The organism is Robertmurraya sp. DFI.2.37 (assembly GCF_029211245.1).
In the GTDB taxonomy this organism is placed as follows: Bacteria; Bacillota; Bacilli; order Bacillales; family Cytobacillaceae; genus Robertmurraya; species Robertmurraya methanolica_A.
Genome location: NZ_JARGEJ010000080.1, coordinates 1 through 15453 on the forward strand (window position 1 = coordinate 1; position 15453 = coordinate 15453).

14 protein-coding genes are annotated in these 15453 nt (G+C 38.4%); 5 read left to right on the top strand and 9 right to left on the bottom strand.

Annotation, left to right across the window (positions count from 1 at the left end; genetic code table 11):
• On the top strand, window positions 1-97 hold a 97-nt coding region (locus tag PZE06_RS23690), incomplete at its 5' end, for an IS3 family transposase (protein WP_275792070.1).
• A 97-nt stretch (window positions 98-194) separates the two neighbouring features.
• Complete coding sequence (locus PZE06_RS23695; protein ID WP_151026107.1) at window positions 195-734, top strand: GNAT family N-acetyltransferase; 540 nt, start codon at window positions 195-197, stop codon at window positions 732-734.
• A gap of 196 nt (window positions 735-930) precedes the next feature.
• Here the strand turns inward: PZE06_RS23695 and PZE06_RS23700 are convergent, their stop codons facing one another.
• From PZE06_RS23700 to xylA, 3 genes are all read right to left on the bottom strand, one after another.
• Window positions 931-1986, bottom strand: a complete 1056-nt coding sequence (locus tag PZE06_RS23700) for an aldose epimerase family protein (RefSeq protein WP_151026106.1) — start codon at window positions 1984-1986, stop codon at window positions 931-933.
• Between the two features lie 14 nt (window positions 1987-2000).
• On the bottom strand, window positions 2001-3500 hold the full coding sequence (gene xylB, locus PZE06_RS23705; protein WP_151026109.1) for a xylulokinase: 1500 nt from the start codon (window positions 3498-3500) through the stop codon (window positions 2001-2003).
• A 66-nt stretch (window positions 3501-3566) separates the two neighbouring features.
• A complete protein-coding gene (xylA, locus tag PZE06_RS23710) occupies window positions 3567-4898 on the bottom strand; it encodes a xylose isomerase (protein ID WP_151026105.1) in 1332 nt (443 codons plus the stop codon).
• A gap of 94 nt (window positions 4899-4992) precedes the next feature.
• Between xylA and PZE06_RS23715 the strand changes: the two genes are divergently transcribed.
• Window positions 4993-5625, top strand: coding sequence for a YesL family protein (locus PZE06_RS23715; RefSeq protein ID WP_225310805.1), 633 nt, complete (start codon window positions 4993-4995; stop codon window positions 5623-5625).
• On the opposite strand, the gene PZE06_RS23720 is transcribed toward PZE06_RS23715, so the two are convergent.
• From PZE06_RS23720 to PZE06_RS23730, 3 genes are all read right to left on the bottom strand, one after another.
• Window positions 5622-6443, bottom strand: coding sequence for a carbohydrate ABC transporter permease (locus PZE06_RS23720; protein WP_151026104.1), 822 nt, complete (start codon window positions 6441-6443; stop codon window positions 5622-5624). The two genes, PZE06_RS23715 and PZE06_RS23720, sit on opposite strands and share 4 nt — an antisense overlap.
• Window positions 6444-6461: 18 nt before the next feature.
• Window positions 6462-7340 carry a carbohydrate ABC transporter permease gene (locus PZE06_RS23725; protein ID WP_151026103.1) on the bottom strand — a complete coding sequence of 293 codons (879 nt, stop codon included), beginning with the start codon at window positions 7338-7340 and terminating at the stop codon, window positions 6462-6464.
• A gap of 264 nt (window positions 7341-7604) precedes the next feature.
• Window positions 7605-8909, bottom strand: coding sequence for an extracellular solute-binding protein (locus tag PZE06_RS23730; protein ID WP_151026102.1), 1305 nt, complete (start codon window positions 8907-8909; stop codon window positions 7605-7607).
• 314 nt (window positions 8910-9223) lie between these two features.
• On the opposite strand from PZE06_RS23730, the gene PZE06_RS23735 reads away from it, so the two are divergent.
• Both PZE06_RS23735 and PZE06_RS23740 read left to right on the top strand, forming a co-directional pair.
• Window positions 9224-10414, top strand: coding sequence for an ROK family transcriptional regulator (locus PZE06_RS23735; protein ID WP_151026101.1), 1191 nt, complete (start codon window positions 9224-9226; stop codon window positions 10412-10414).
• Between the two features lie 71 nt (window positions 10415-10485).
• Entirely contained in the window at window positions 10486-12093 is a 1608-nt protein-coding gene (locus PZE06_RS23740) for a glycoside hydrolase family 43 protein (RefSeq protein ID WP_151026100.1), read from the top strand.
• Window positions 12094-12280: 187 nt separating this feature from the next.
• Here the strand turns inward: PZE06_RS23740 and PZE06_RS23745 are convergent, their stop codons facing one another.
• The 3 genes from PZE06_RS23745 to miaB all read right to left on the bottom strand — a co-directional run bounded on the left by PZE06_RS23745 (window position 12281) and on the right by miaB (window position 15141).
• Window positions 12281-12823, bottom strand: a complete 543-nt coding sequence (locus PZE06_RS23745; RefSeq protein WP_151026099.1) for an outer spore coat protein CotE — start codon at window positions 12821-12823, stop codon at window positions 12281-12283.
• 340 nt (window positions 12824-13163) lie between these two features.
• On the bottom strand, window positions 13164-13595 hold the full coding sequence (locus PZE06_RS23750) for a YlbF/YmcA family competence regulator (protein WP_151026098.1): 432 nt from the start codon (window positions 13593-13595) through the stop codon (window positions 13164-13166).
• 1 nt (window position 13596) lies between these two features.
• The gene (miaB, locus tag PZE06_RS23755) at window positions 13597-15141 is read right to left on the bottom strand and encodes a tRNA (N6-isopentenyl adenosine(37)-C2)-methylthiotransferase MiaB (protein ID WP_151026097.1); all 1545 of its coding nucleotides are present in this window, start codon (window positions 15139-15141) and stop codon (window positions 13597-13599) included.
• Window positions 15142-15453: the final 312 nt, after the last annotated feature.

Sequence of the window (15453 nt, forward strand, 5' to 3'; positions counted from 1 at the left end):
GTACATAGATTACTACAATAATAAGCGTATAAAAGTAAAATTAGCTGGTTTAAGTCCAATACAATACCGAACTCAAACCAGCCAATCAGCTGCTTAATAAAAACTCTAACTTTGTGGGGTCACCACCATACGGGTTGATAAAAATGGGAAGGCTAGGTAAACTTTCTATAATCTAATTCAAAGGGGAGAAAGGAATGAAATTTAATCGCAAAGACAAAACGCTTGAAACGGAACGGTTACTGCTGAGACTTTTTACTGAAGCCGATGCAGAACAGGTTCAATTCCTTTGTGACAATATTAATATTTACAAAAGTACTTTGAATCTACCATTTCCTTATTCATTACAATGTGCGCTTTCGTGGATTGCCAATCATGAACAGAACTACACTGAAGACAAATTATACGAGTTTGCGATTACCGATAAAAAGAATGGCGAGCTTTACGGAGCGATCGCTCTTTCTAATCAACGGCTCCATCGAAATGGAGAAATAGCCTATTGGATCGGGGAGCCCTTTTGGGGAAATGGCTATGCCACAGAAGCAGCACAGGCCATGTTGGACTTTGCTTTTGAAGAAAAAAACTACCATCGCGTATATGCACGATATTTTAAATCGAATCCTGCCTCGGGCAAAATAATGAAAAAGTGTGGAATGGTCTACGAAGGCACTCTTAAAGACCATGTATATAAAACAGACCGTTATGAAGACCTAATTTATTACGGGATTATCAAATAGATTTGTGTCAATGCTGTTTATTAGCTCAATCATATCCATGCCTAAAAAATAGGACTTCACTTTAAGTGAGTCCCTTGTGACACAAGAAAAAAGCTTTGCAGAGCAACTTTTCTGAGAAGGAGGACGGCAAATTATTTAAGCGCTAGCTCTGCATAAATAGCAACCGCCCTTCATAAGAAACCTTGATGTCTTAAATTTATCCTGGTCCTTCTTCTATTCCAAAGTAATACATCGTTTGTGATTGATATTTCTCCCCCTGTTCAAATGTGATGGAAGGAAAATGCGAATGGTGCACGGCATCTGGCAGTGCCTGTGTTTCTAAGCAAAGTCCCAAATATTTGTGCACTTTCACATTCCCACTTATCAAAAAATCTCCTTCTAGCATATTGCCCGTATATAATACAACGGCTGGTTCAGTCGTAGTAATCTTTAACGTGCGCCCACTCTCTCCTTCAAAGAGCATAATTTCTTTTTCCCTATTTAATAGAAATGGATGATCATAGCCCCACCCTGCTAATTTATTTTGTTGATGATTTGAGTTCATGCCATCCTTTAATTTTCTCCAGTTACGAAAATCAAACGGTGTTCCTTTTACTTCCAACAGTCTGCCAGTTGGCAGCATCTCATTATCCAATTCGACAAATTGGTCACTCGCCATTTTTAGCCAATGTTCGCCGACACTAGTATTAAGTTTACCGCTTAAGTTAAAGTAAGTATGATTCGTTAAATTAATCAATGTTCGTTTATCGCTTACCCCTTCATATAAAATCGTAAATTCATTTAATTGATTTAATGTATATGTTACATGTAAACATAAGTTGCCGGGAAAGCCTCCTTCTCCATCTGGGCTTAAATATGAGAATTTCACGCCAACATCATTTCCCTTATTCACGATTTCTCCTCTCCATTTGACTTGATGAAGACCTTCCGTACCACTGTGGAGGCAGTTTCTCGACTCATTTTTTGCTAACGTATAAATATTTCCATCGAGTTCAAACGAAGCACCCTTTATTCGACCTGCAACCCGGCCAATAATTGAACCAAAATAAAAGGAATAAGATTGATAAGCTTCCAAATTGTCAAAACCAAGAACGATGTTCTCAAATTTCCCATTTCGATCTGGAACAATGATTTCAGTAATCGTGCAACCGTAGTCAAGAAAACTAATGGTCATTCCCTGATCATTCACTAAAGTAAATTTGCTGATTGTTTGACCATCGATGCTACCGTAATTCTGTTTAATTACTTGCATTTGCTTCCCCTTAATTATTTTCGAAAACTCGCTAAGCCTTCACTAATTTCTTTCGTTGCTCGATACACACGCTGATATAGTGTGAAAAGCTGCTCATACTCGCGGACGTTCTGCTCAATCGGTTCATATACATTCACAATCTTTATAAAGCTTTCTGCACATTCATTCAGTGAGGAAAACCAATTGCAGCCAAATGCCGCTAACATCGCCGCACCAATTCCCGGTCCTTGTTCACTTGAAAGCTTTACAACTTTGGCTTGAAAAATATCAGCTTGCATTTGCAGCCATGTATCATTCTTTGCTCCACCACCGATCGATATAATCGTATCGATATTTTTTCCACTATCTTTAAAAATTTTTATCGATTCATTTAAAGAGAAAGTAATCCCCTCTAAAATGGCTCGAGCAAAATCAATGCGCTTATGTGAGCTATCTACCCCGATAAAGCTTCCACGTATAAATGCATCTGCATGCGGAGTCCTCTCTCCAACAATATATGGGGCAAAGATGAGCCCCCTTGCCCCAATCGGAACTGCCTCAATCCCTGTTAATAATTGCTCATAATCTTCATTTGCAGCGAACGTTTCTTTAAACCAACTTAAGCTATACCCTGCTGAAAGAGTAACCCCCATCGTATAAAAAGCATTCTCTTTGCCATGATTAAAGAAATGAACCTTCCCTTCGAAATTTCGCCCTTTATCCTCCTCATAAGCAAGAACGACTCCTGAGGTTCCGATGCTGCACAACGTTTTCCCAGCCTCTAAAATTCCTGCTCCAATCGCACCACAGGCGTTATCAGCACCACCGGCAAACACTTTTGTTTTTTCAGATAGACCTGTTAACATAGCAATCTCTTTTGCAATCGTCCCAACGAAATGATGCGATTCTATTAATGGGGGACATATTGAAACGTCTACCCCTACAGCTTCACAAATTTCACGACTCCAGCATTTACGGGTACAGTCAAGCATTAGAGTTCCAGCGGCGTCAGAATATTCACTATGAATTTTCCCTGTTAAACGATAACGTAAATAATCCTTTGGCAATAAAAAAGTTTTTGCTTTCTTATACAGATGCGGTTCGTGTTCCTTTACCCACAAAAGCTTCGGTAACGTGAAACCTTCCAAAGCAGTATTTTTAGCAATTTTTAATAGAGTTTCCTTGCCAACAAGCCGATTAATTTCCTCACATTGTGAAGTTGTCCTAACATCATTCCAAAGAATCGCGTTTCGAACAACCTCATTTTGTTGATCCAATAACACAAGTCCATGCATTTGCCCTGAAAAGCTAATTCCCTCAATATCTTCTGGAGAACCATGAAAACTTTTTACGAGCATGGATAAGGCAGTAATTGTTTTTTCAACCCACTCTTCAGGTTCCTGTTCGCTATATCCTGATTTCTCTTGAATAAGAGGATACGGTTGTGACAATTCGACACATACCTCACCTAATTGATTCATCAATATGATTTTTACTGCACTCGTACCAAGATCAACACCGATAACATATTTCATTTTTAACACCTGCTTATCTTATTAAATGTCGGAAAATTGCTGGAAACTCAGCTCCAGCACATGTTATTAACGGACGGAAACAACCTCAGCTTCTAGTAAATATTGATTCAGAATTGCCCTTAACCGCTCATAACGACCTGAAGTATTTTTCATTTCTTTTAAAGAGAGAGCATGTTGTTCGAGCTGATGGAAATCTGCTCGCCCTTCGACAATGTCAAGCCCGATTCCCTTTGTAAAACTTTCATAGCGCTCCGCAATAAAATCTTCGAATACCCGATCCTCTAAGAGACGCTGGGCCACTTTTAAACCGATGGCAAACGAATCCATTCCAGCGATATGGGCATGGAATAAGTCTTCAGCTTCAAACGAACCTCTCCGTACTTTTGCATCAAAATTAAGGCCTCCTGAGCCAAGGCCACCGTTTAAGAGAATTTCATACATGGCAAGAGTCGTCGAATATAAATCAGTCGGAAATTCATCTGTATCCCATCCAAGAAGCATATCGCCTTGATTGGCATCAACAGAACCGAGCATGCCGTTAATGCGAGCAGTTCTTAATTCATGCTCAAACGTGTGCCCGGCAAGTGTGGCATGGTTCGCTTCAATATTAAATTTAAAATGATCATTCAAATCATATTTTTGCAAAAATGCTAATCCTGTGGCAACATCGAAATCGTATTGATGTTTCGTTGGTTCTTTTGGCTTTGGTTCAATAAGAAATTGACCAGTAAAGCCAATCTCTTTCGCATAAGCAACAGCCATATGAAAAAAACGTCCTAAATTATCCAATTCCAGCTTCATATCAGTATTAAGGAGTGTTTCATAGCCCTCACGGCCACCCCAAAAGACATAGTTTTCTGCTCCTAATTCCTTCGCTATTTCTAAACCTTTTTTCACTTTTGCCGCCGCATAAGCAAAGACATCCGCATTTGGTGAAGTTGCTGCCCCATGGAGCCAACGGGGATGTGTGAAATTGTTAGCCGTGTTCCAAAGAAGTTTCGTTTTGCTTGTTTTCATATATTCTTTCAGCATTGCCACAATCTCGTCTATGTTTCTATATGTTTCTGTCAAAGTATTCCCTTCTGGAGCAATATCAACATCATGGAAGCAGAAATAGGGTACATTTAGTTTTTCAAAGAATTCAAATGCTGCCTCTACACGTGCCTTTGCCTGATCCATTCCAGATAAATGACCCCATGGACGCAGCATGGAACCTGCTCCAAACGGATCAGTGCCTTCGAACGTAAATGTATGCCAATAGGCGACTGCAAATCTTAGCGTTTCTTCCATCGTTTTCCCTGCGATTTTTTCTTTTGGATCATAATGCTTAAAAGCAAAAGGGTTAGTCGATGCAGGACCCTCGAACTGAATTTTTGAAATACCATTAAAATATGACATGAGATAACCTCCTAATGGGATAAAAAATAATAGCTTAATGAAAATGTTTACATTATGATATGAATATACTTTTATTTACTGAGCAGACAAACAAATGGAAAAAGGATCAAGGGAGATTCATATGAACGAAATTAGCAGCCTCATCTATCGAATTTTCGAATGGATTACTCGTTTTGCTTACCTTCAGCTTTTATGGATTTTATTTAGTTTAATTGGTGGAATTATCTTAGGAATTTTTCCAGCAACTGTTGCCATGTTCGCCATTATTCGCAAGTGGCTTAGAGGGAATACAGAAATTTCACTCTTCCCGGTTTTTTGGAGTTTCTATAAAAATGAGTTTCATAAAAGCAACCAAGTAGGACTCATTCTTTACCTGCTTATTTTCATCATCGGCATCGATTTCATTTATCTATATGAAAATAGTGGGCAATTAACGTGGGTACAGGCTCCCTTATTTGCGTTCATGCTTCTCTCTCTGCTGTTTGTTTCTTATCTATTTCCTGCATTTGTTCATTTTGAGCTCAACCATTTTTCGATTATGAAGCATGCTTTTTTTATGATGCTTGTTCACCCATTGCATAGTTTGTTAATGCTGCTTTCACTTCTATCTCTAGCGGTGATCGTTTATTATATTCCTGCTTTCGGTTTTATTTTTGGTGCTAGCAGCTCCGCATTTATAACGATGTCGTTGGCACTACACGCATTTAATAAGCTCCAAAAGCGTTAACCTTTTACAGCACTTGAAGACATTCCTTCAACGACCTTATTGCTGAAGAAAATAAAAGCGATTAAAATAGGTAATACACTGATAATCAAAGTAGCTCCGATGGCACCCCAATCGGTCATATATTGCCCGATGAAATTTTGAATCCCTACCGTTAATGTTTTATATTGATCAGAACTAATAAAGGTATTGACAAAAACAAATTCATTCCAGTTATAAATCATATTGATAATGACAGTGGTGGACATAACTGGAATTGTCATCGGCAGGATAATGCGAAAAAACATTTGCGGGACGGAGCATCCATCAATAATCGCCGCTTCTTCGATCTCACGCGGAAGAGTGTAATAAAAACCAAGTAAAATCATGATCGTGATCGGAAGATTATAAGCTGTATAGGTGATCACGATTGACCAAGGGCTATCAATTAGATTGAGATTAAGAAACATATTAAACAAAGGAATGATTGAAGAATGGATCGGAATCATTAATCCCACCATGAACAGGCCGAGGACAAGCTTACTTAGCTTCCACTTCATTCTAGTAATGGCGAAAGTTGCCATACTAGCAAAAAGCACGGTTAATAAAATGGCGAGCCCTGTAATCCAAACGCTATTCCAAAAATAAACTCCTATACCGCCCTCCCATACTTTCATATAATTCTCCCACCGGAACTGTGATGGCAATGCAAAGGGAGAACCGGAAAAAATTTCTCGATTGTCCTTTAAGGAAAACAAAAACAGCCAAATGATCGGAAAGATTTGGAATACAGCGACAATCGCTAATGACAAATAAAGAAGAATAGAACCTATTCGCTTCATGTAAAACCCTCTTCCTTCCTAATATTGGATTTCTTCTTTTGTTGCCGTTAATTTACGAACAATAAACGTCACAACAAGAGTTATAATTAAAAGCAAGAAGCCAATCGCACTTCCGTAACCGAAATTATTGCTGCTAAAAGCAAGTTTGTACATGTACGAAGCCATAACTTCACTAGCCCCGTTTGGTCCTCCACCAGTCATAACATAAATTAAATCAAAATATTTTAATGAACCGACTACGGCTAAAACAATCGTTACTTTCACGACACTCATAATCAGCGGTAGTTTTATTTTTAACGCAATTTGCACTGGGGAAGCCCCATCAATCCGAGCAGCTTCAATAATAGATTCAGGGATATTTTTTAATGCTGCATAATAAATCAATATATAAAAGCCTGCATATTGCCATAAAATAGGCACGAAAATCGCGTACAACACAAGTGATGTATCAGCCAACCATGCAGGTGGATGTTCGACACCAATCGCCATAAGAATTTGATTCAGCATTCCATTTGTAGGATTGTATATCTTAATCCACAATTGAGCTATCGCCACAGACGAAAGCAGCATTGGAATTAAGTAAATTTTTCGGAGCAAATCCGCCCCCTTTATTTTTGAGGACAAAATAAGCGCAATTGCTAAGTATAAAAGTAAACTAAGCGTTGAAAAAATTGCCAGTAAAAAGGAATGCCATGCACTGTCCCAAAACTTCCCGTCTTGTAACGCATTCATGTAATTTTCCAATCCGATAAACTTCATCGCACCGATTCCATCCCAATCCATTAAGCCATAGTAACCAGATAACGCTAACGGAATAAAGATAAAGATTGCCGTTAACAACAGTGCTGGTAATACGAATAACGCGATGAGCCATTTATTGGACATAACCTTATCCATCACATTCAACCCCATATTCGCTAAGTAGAAAAGGCCTGTTTAAACAAAAATCAGCCTTTTCTAGTTACAAATTTTAACGATAACATCAATATGAATAAAACGATTGATCATTCCTTCAGAGAAAACCGTCATTTTTCTTTAGCTAAAAGCTCTGACCGATGAGCCAAAGTAAATTCCTTAGCTCATCGAGTCAGAGAAAAGCTATATGAAAAAATTTTATACTATATAAAAACTTTGTTCATAAACGGCCACCCTACTACACTATTATTCTGCTGCAAGCGCATCCTCGTGTTCTTTGGCGAATTCGTCAGGAGTTACTTCCTTGCCAAAAATAGCTTGAATCATATTCAAGTGAACTTCAGCAACCTGTGGGCTCATTTGAACATCAGCAAAAAGTGTTATATTCGTTGCATTGCTTAGTTCATTTAAGACGTCAATATACATTTGCGGCAGCTCTAAAGAATCCGCATCAAGCTTGGTTGCTGGAATAACTCCGGCTTGTGTGACCGATTTTTCTCCCCATTCCTTAACAAAGTAGGAAACAAATTTCTTCGCTTCTTCCTTTACATCGGAATCTTCACTGACAAATAGCCCTACACCAGGACCACCGACATGACTGTTTAAATCCCCTTTTCCATCAACAGTCGGAAAATTAAAGAAACCAATTGAATCTCTAAACTCCTGCGGAACTTCTTCATTTGTTGTAAAGTTTGGCAAATCCCAGGAACCAATTAAGTACATTGCTGCTTGTTCACTCATAAACATACTTTTCGCTTCCTCATCTGCCAAACCGTTGAATCCTTTTACAAACGCATTCATTTCAACTAAATTTTGCACTTCTTCCGCCGCCGAAACTAAAGCTGGATCTTCAAAAGTTCCAGAGCGATTGATTGCGCTCGTTAGTACATCCGCACCGCCAATTCGATCCGCTAAATACATATACCAAAGAGAGCCAGTCCAACGGTCTTTATTTCCAAGTGCAATCGGCGCAACCCCGTTGTCATTTAAAGTTGTAATAATATGTTTGAATTCATCATAGGTTTTTGGCGCTTCAAGTCCATATTCTGCGAAGATTGCTTTATTGTAGAAAATTGTTGCGATGTTTAGTTCTAGAGGTAATCCATATGTCTTCCCGTCAATAGCATAGGCCTCAGCTGTGCCTGCTACAAAACTATCATTCAATTCATTTTCAAGAAGATCATCTAATGGAGCAAATTTATTGCCTTCAACATAAGGAGTCAAAAAACCTGCAGCCCAAGTCATGCCCACATCAGGCAATTCATTTGAGGTAGAGAGGACCTTCAGCTTATCTTTGTATTGTTCATTGCTTAAAACCTCCAATTCAACCTTAACACCTTCATTTTCTTTCTCAAAATTAGCAATAATTTCATTGACAATGGTATGATGTGTTTTTGAGCTGCCTTCTGGCCATAAATGCATAAACTTAATCGTTTTCGTATCACCTGAATTGCTAGATACATTTTCACTATCTGTGCCTGAGCAACCAACAATGATAAAAATGGCAGCAATTAAGGTGATACATAATGTAATCGCTTTCTTTTTCCTCATACATAAACCCCCTAAAAAGTGTATGATGCTTATTTCATAAGCTCAAAGTTAGAATAACAAAGAACAATTCGTTTGTCTAGTGGATAAACTAAGTGTATAATAAAATAAAATAAGCTAGTTCTTTTTCTCTACATCTATAAAGATCGCTGATTTAATAGGCATTTCTCTAGGAAAAAGAGTTATCAACTTATTACGGATGTCGATTATTGTCAGAAAATATTGAACGAGTACGAACCATTCCCCTCATTCTAACTGCGTGCTAAAATCGAGCCGTATAATAAAAATATAAACTGAAAAGAAAGAGATGACGTTTAATGAAAACGTGGAACCAACATGTAGTCAAACAAGAAAACAAAACACTTGTCTTAAACACAATCAAACAGCTCTCCCCTATTTCAAGAGCTGAAATCGCCAATTTGACTGGACTAAACAAAGGGACCGTATCCTCCCTTGTAAGTGAATTATTAGAAGAAAAGCTAATTTACGAATCTGGTCCAGGGGAATCAAGTGGTGGTAGAAGGCCTGTTATGCTGCTTTTTAATCAAGTTGCAGGTTTTTCAATTGGAATTGATATCGGCGTCAACTACTTACTTGGAATTGTGACCGATCTTCAAGGAAATATACTCCATGAGAAGACGATTAGCTATAAAGATTTATCCTATGAAAAAATTATGACCCATTTGTACGATATTATTGATCAGCTAATCGAGTTAACCCCTGAGAGTCCATATGGAATCGTCGGGATCGGTGTTGGTGTACCTGGAACAGTAAGTAAAGCTGGAAAAGTATTGCTCGCACCTAATTTGAAATGGCGAAATATTGATTTAAAATCTGTTCTACAAGAAAAATACAATGTTCCGATCATTATCGAAAATGAAGCGAACGCTGGCGCTTACGGTGAAAAACTATTTGGAGCGGGAAAGGAAGCGAAAAATCTTGTTTATGTAAGCGTTGGGATTGGCATTGGAGTTGGATTGATTTTAAATAACCAATTATATCGTGGCAATAATGGCTTTTCAGGCGAACTTGGACATATGACGATCAACATCGCTGGTGAAAAATGTAGCTGTGGCAATAAAGGCTGCTGGGAGCTTTACGCATCCGAACAAGCATTGCTTAAAACAGCAAATACTGCCGGATTAGTTGCTACAACCGGTGGGGAAGTTACGCTCGATAGCTTATTAACACTTGCCGAATCTGGAGATCACATCGCAATTCAACAATTTGAACATATTGGAGAAAACCTTGCAGTCGGAATCAATAATATCATCAATATCTTTAACCCGCAGCAAATTATTATTGGAAACCGGATGGCATCAGCCAAACGGTGGCTAACAGAACCATTAGAAAAGCGCATGCAAGCTCGAACTTTATGGTTTCAGCAGCGCGATTTAGAAATTAATTTTTCCGAGCTCTCCACACATTCAGCTGCTTTAGGTGTGACCGCTTTTGTGGCAGAGAATTTTTTCAACAGTGATCTGCAAAAATTTTCTCAAGCACTTTAGTTCATCAGGAATGCACAATCGTTCGCGATTGTTTTCTAATTATAAAAAATAATATTTATGAGGTGGGGAACATGGCAAAGATTCAAAATCCTATTTTAACAGGTTTTAATCCTGACCCGTGTATTTGCAGAAATGGAGAAGACTATTACATTGCGGTTTCGACCTTTGAATGGTTTCCTGGAGTTGGAATTTATCACTCCAAGGATTTAAAAAATTGGCGTTTAGTCTCAAGGCCTCTCAATCGATTAAGCCAGCTAAATATGATTGGCAATCCTGATTCTGGCGGAATTTGGGCACCTGCCCTCTCCTATCATGATCAAAAATTTTGGCTGATTTATACCGATGTAAAGGTAACGGAAGGTCGCTGGAAAGATTGTCATAACTATCTTGTGACTTGTGACAAAATTGACGGAGAATGGTCTGAACCAATCCATCTAAACAGTTCAGGCTTTGATCCATCATTATTTCATGATGAAGATGGTAAAAAGTATTTAGTCAATATGCTTTGGGATCATCGCATCCACCATCATAATTTTTACGGAATTGTATTACAGGAGTACAGCCCTAAAGAGCAAAAACTAATTGGTGATGCAAAGGTCATTTTTAAAGGCACTGACATCAAATTAACAGAGGCTCCCCATCTATATAAAATAAATGACTATTATTATTTGCTCACAGCTGAGGGCGGGACAAAATACGATCACCAAGCAACGATAGCACGTTCCAAACATTTATTTGGTCCTTACGAAGTTCATCCAGACAACCCACTCATTAGTTCCTTCGCACATCCAAGAAATCCCTTACAAAAAGCAGGACATGCATCTATTGTAAAAACCCACACGAATGAATGGTTTTTAGTCCATTTAACCGGTAGACCGCTGCCACGTGATGGCCAGCCATTATTAGATCCACGCGGCTTTTGTCCACTTGGAAGGGAGACAGCCATTCAACGTTTGGAATGGCAGAATGATTGGCCCTATGTTGTTGGTGGAAATCAGCCATCCCTTGAAATTGATGGTCCTAAAATCGACGAAGTGATCTGGAGTGACGATTACAATGAAAAAGATGACTTCAACAGTCCTGAATTGAATCTTCAGTTTCAATCATTACGCATACCTTTAGGTGAAGAAGTTGCTTCTTTAACTGCTCGTCCAGGACATTTAAGGCTTTATGGCCAAGAATCGTTAACTTCGAAATTCACGCAAGCATTTATTGCGAGACGGTGGCAGCACTTTTATTTTAGAGCAGAAACGAAAGTCGCTTTTGAGCCATCAACATTCCAACAATCAGCAGGGCTTGTAAACTACTACAATACACAAAACTGGACTGCACTACAAATTTCATGGCATGAGAGGAAAGGGCGCATTCTAGAAATCATGACCTGTGATAATTTTGATTTTGATCAGCCCTTATTCGGTCAAGAAATTATGCTTCCATCTGAACTTGAATATGTTTACCTTCGTGTCGATGTAGAGTTACATGCTTATTTTTATTCCTACTCCTTTGACGGTAACAACTGGAGTAAAATTCCAATAAAATTCGAATCATACAAACTTTCTGATGATTACATCCAAGGCGGAGGATTTTTCACTGGCGCTTTTGTCGGGATGCAATGTCAAGATACATCCGGTCAAAAACGACACGCTGACTTCGATTACTTTATTTATCAACCTCAGTAACACAAATGAGCACCTGCTTCTTATGGTGCTCATTTTCGATTCTTTTTCAAAAAAGTATTTTAGCATGTCTCTATCGTCTTTTTCTAAACTTTTGTTTATCTCAATGTTGATTTAGCCTTTTCTAAAAAATTAAACATTGAGGTGAACAAAGAAAAAACTAGGAAGCATAACCTCCCTAGCCTTCGTTTTACTCTTCCTCAGAGCCGACTAAGAAATCTGGATCTAAATCCTCAAATTCCTCATCATCTACATCAAAGTAGTCTTCGTCATCATCTTTATGCTTTCCTGGATGAACTTCTACACATACCTTTGTTTCCCCAATGACTTCCACTAGAAACTCCCTCTCCACGTGTACAATGATTTTGTTTCCATTTGGGGAAATAACTGCTTCGACACAGTTTGGCTGCTGAAGTACTTTCACGATTACGTCGAGGTCGTCAAGGCAATCTGGGTCACGGTATTTTAGTTTAATAACGTCTGTATAGTCTACTCGTTCTGTGACAACTTCAGTTTGTGTATTATCATTAAAGGAGTACCAAACATTAATGTCATAGTAGCCGCAAACTTCTACTGTTTTGCCAACCTTTTTCGCCTCGTACGTATGGTTGATAATCCAACAACCTAGGATACTAGTTGGATTATTTTCTGGGCAAATCGTATGATTGGATTGGGTGAATTTTCGTCCTTTCGCTACGACCGCTTTTGTGATAATCTCTCTGTATTCTCCCATTGCGAGCGAACCCTCCTCACTTAAGTTTCATTTCATCCTATGCGGGATATTAGACTAGTGTGCTTATCTTTTTATGAATGTCTATCCTTGTCAAAAGCCTAATGACACTCCATTTATTAGGGCATTTTTTCATGAACTAAACGTCAATTTATCCTATGCATAAACCTAGAAATGGGTGAATGCAGGAGGATTCCTTCTTTACAGAAAAGATCACAATTCGAGGGTATTATGGTTTTAATCGATAAGCAAGAGTAAAGCGTGACATAAGGCTCCTGCTAATCCACTAAAAAGTAAAAAACCTCTACCGCCAAAAAACGGTAAAGGCTTTTTATACCTATTATTAATGATGATGTGAGCATTCTTTATTCTTTATTTCTGCTCCCGTTTCACCACTGAGCAGATTTCCCCCTGTGGAGGTGATAATTTCATCTGTTACTTTATTAGAAATCGTGGAAGCAACTAACTGGAGCAAATCATTCACATCACCTTGCGATTGCTTGAACTCTTGGACAACCGGGATTGCATCTAATTCTGCTTCAATTTTTGCAATCTTTTCTTCCGTTCTCTTTAATGCTTCAGGCTTTCCATAGTGATGAAGATTGACCGCTTGCTTTTGTAATCCTTTAATTTCATCAATCAATTTACGAACTTTTTCGTTTTCATGAATTTGCGCCTCTGCTCTTTTAAAGAAGTCGACTTCCTCTGTTTGCGCAATTAATGTTGCTAGTTCCTGTGCACGTGCTACAATTTCATCTTTTGTATATTTCGCCATATTATTTCACCTCGACTGGTTGAACTTCTTCTACCATCTCTCCATTTAATGACCAAGTCTTTGTTTCTGTCACCTTTACCTTTACGATTTTACCGATAGCTGTTTTTGGACCAACAAAGTTTATAAGTTTGTTTCTACGTGTATATCCTGCTAACACATCAGGATTATTCTTGCTTTCACCCTCTACAAGAACTTCGACAACTTGATCCTTATATTTGTTCATTGCTTGAGCAGAAAGCTCATTTACAAGACTGTTTAATCGTTGGAGACGCTCTTTTTTAACTTCCATTGGAACATTATCCTGCATTTTTGCCGCTGGTGTTCCCTCACGTGGAGAGTAAATGAATGTATATGCTGCCTCAAACCCAACTTCGCGGTATAAAGAAAGGGTTTCTTCAAACTGCTCATCGGTCTCATTTGGATATCCAACAATAATATCCGTTGATAATGCGACATTCGGGATAGCTTCCTTTATTTTACGAACAAGTTCAAGATACTGTTCTCTTGTGTACTTGCGAGCCATAATTTTTAAAACATCAGTTGAACCGGATTGAACTGGCAAATGAATATGCTCAACAAGATTTCCACCCTTTGCAAGAACTTCGATAAGGTGATCGTCAAAATCACGAGGATGACTAGTCGTAAAGCGAACACGAGGAATATCAATTTTACGAATTTCATCCATTAAATCACCTAAGCCATATTTCATATCTTCAAAATCTTTGCCATAGGCATTCACGTTTTGCCCGAGAAGGGTGATTTCTTGATATCCTTGTGCTGCAAGTTGACGCACTTCGTGGATAATTTCTTCTGGACGGCGGCTTCGTTCTTTTCCGCGTGTATATGGGACGATACAATACGTACAGAATTTATCGCAACCATACATAATATTAACCCAGCCTTTAATATTACCACGGCGCACTTTCGGAAGGTTTTCGATGATATCGCCTTCTTTAGACCAAACTTCTACAACCATTTCCTTTGACATATAAGCTTCTTGCAGTATGTTTGGCAAGCGGTGGATATTATGTGTTCCGAAAATCATATCGACTTGATTGTATGTTTTTAGAATCTTGTTAACGACAGATTCCTCCTGTGACATACAACCACAGACGCCAAGCAAAAGATCAGGGTTTTGTGTTTTTAAGTGCTTTAAATGACCGAGTTCACCAAACACCTTATTTTCAGCATTTTCACGAATGGCACATGTATTTAGCAAAATAACATTAGCATCTTCAACACTATCTGTCGGCTCATAACCTAGACCAATGAAAATTCCAGCCATTACCTCTGTGTCATGTTCATTCATTTGACAGCCATAAGTACGAATATAAAATTTTCTTCCTTTACCCATTCCAATAAATTCTTCTGGAATAGCAAAATCATTATGGTATTTGACTTCTTCTTTTCCTCTTTTTTTCGCCTCTTTTAAGGACGGGGGAACATATACAGTTTCAAAGTATTTGCTGTAATCCTTTTCGGATTTTTTGTCCGAAGAATTAGCAGCCTTTACTTGTTGACCTTCTAATCGTTGTTTCTCGTTCATTGAAAATCTCCTTTCTCATTAATGCATTTGTAAAAAGCTTCTTATCATTTTAGTAGATATACACACATTACTAAAGTATAAACCCTATAGGGATTGAATACAATAGGAAGCCCGCTTTTATCCCTTTAAACTTGGCACGAAACGCTCCAATGGCCACAAAAAACAACCTCAAAGTATTTGAGGTTGTTTCAGACTGTAGACAAACTCGATGAAAATCGAGTTTTCCTACAGTCTTTTTTGTTTTAGAATAAAGGTAGAAACAATACTTGGAGTGATGAAGATGCTTTCGAAACATAATTCCATTCAACGTGA

Coding starts and splice junctions, on each gene's coding strand:
- PZE06_RS23715 (WP_225310805.1), top strand. CDS start 4,993: ATGGAAAAAGGATCAAGGGAGATTCATATGAACGAAATTAGCAGCCTC.
- PZE06_RS23750 (WP_151026098.1), bottom strand. CDS start 13,595: ATGGCGAAATATACAAAAGATGAAATTGTAGCACGTGCACAGGAACTA.
- PZE06_RS23700 (WP_151026106.1), bottom strand. CDS start 1,986: ATGCAAGTAATTAAACAGAATTACGGTAGCATCGATGGTCAAACAATC.
- PZE06_RS23745 (WP_151026099.1), bottom strand. CDS start 12,823: ATGGGAGAATACAGAGAGATTATCACAAAAGCGGTCGTAGCGAAAGGA.
- xylB (WP_151026109.1), bottom strand. CDS start 3,500: ATGAAATATGTTATCGGTGTTGATCTTGGTACGAGTGCAGTAAAAATC.
- PZE06_RS23725 (WP_151026103.1), bottom strand. CDS start 7,340: ATGGATAAGGTTATGTCCAATAAATGGCTCATCGCGTTATTCGTATTA.
- PZE06_RS23720 (WP_151026104.1), bottom strand. CDS start 6,443: ATGAAGCGAATAGGTTCTATTCTTCTTTATTTGTCATTAGCGATTGTC.
- miaB (WP_151026097.1), bottom strand. CDS start 15,141: ATGAACGAGAAACAACGATTAGAAGGTCAACAAGTAAAGGCTGCTAAT.
- xylA (WP_151026105.1), bottom strand. CDS start 4,898: ATGTCATATTTTAATGGTATTTCAAAAATTCAGTTCGAGGGTCCTGCA.
- PZE06_RS23730 (WP_151026102.1), bottom strand. CDS start 8,909: ATGAGGAAAAAGAAAGCGATTACATTATGTATCACCTTAATTGCTGCC.
- PZE06_RS23735 (WP_151026101.1), top strand. CDS start 9,224: ATGAAAACGTGGAACCAACATGTAGTCAAACAAGAAAACAAAACACTT.
- PZE06_RS23695 (WP_151026107.1), top strand. CDS start 195: ATGAAATTTAATCGCAAAGACAAAACGCTTGAAACGGAACGGTTACTG.
- PZE06_RS23740 (WP_151026100.1), top strand. CDS start 10,486: ATGGCAAAGATTCAAAATCCTATTTTAACAGGTTTTAATCCTGACCCG.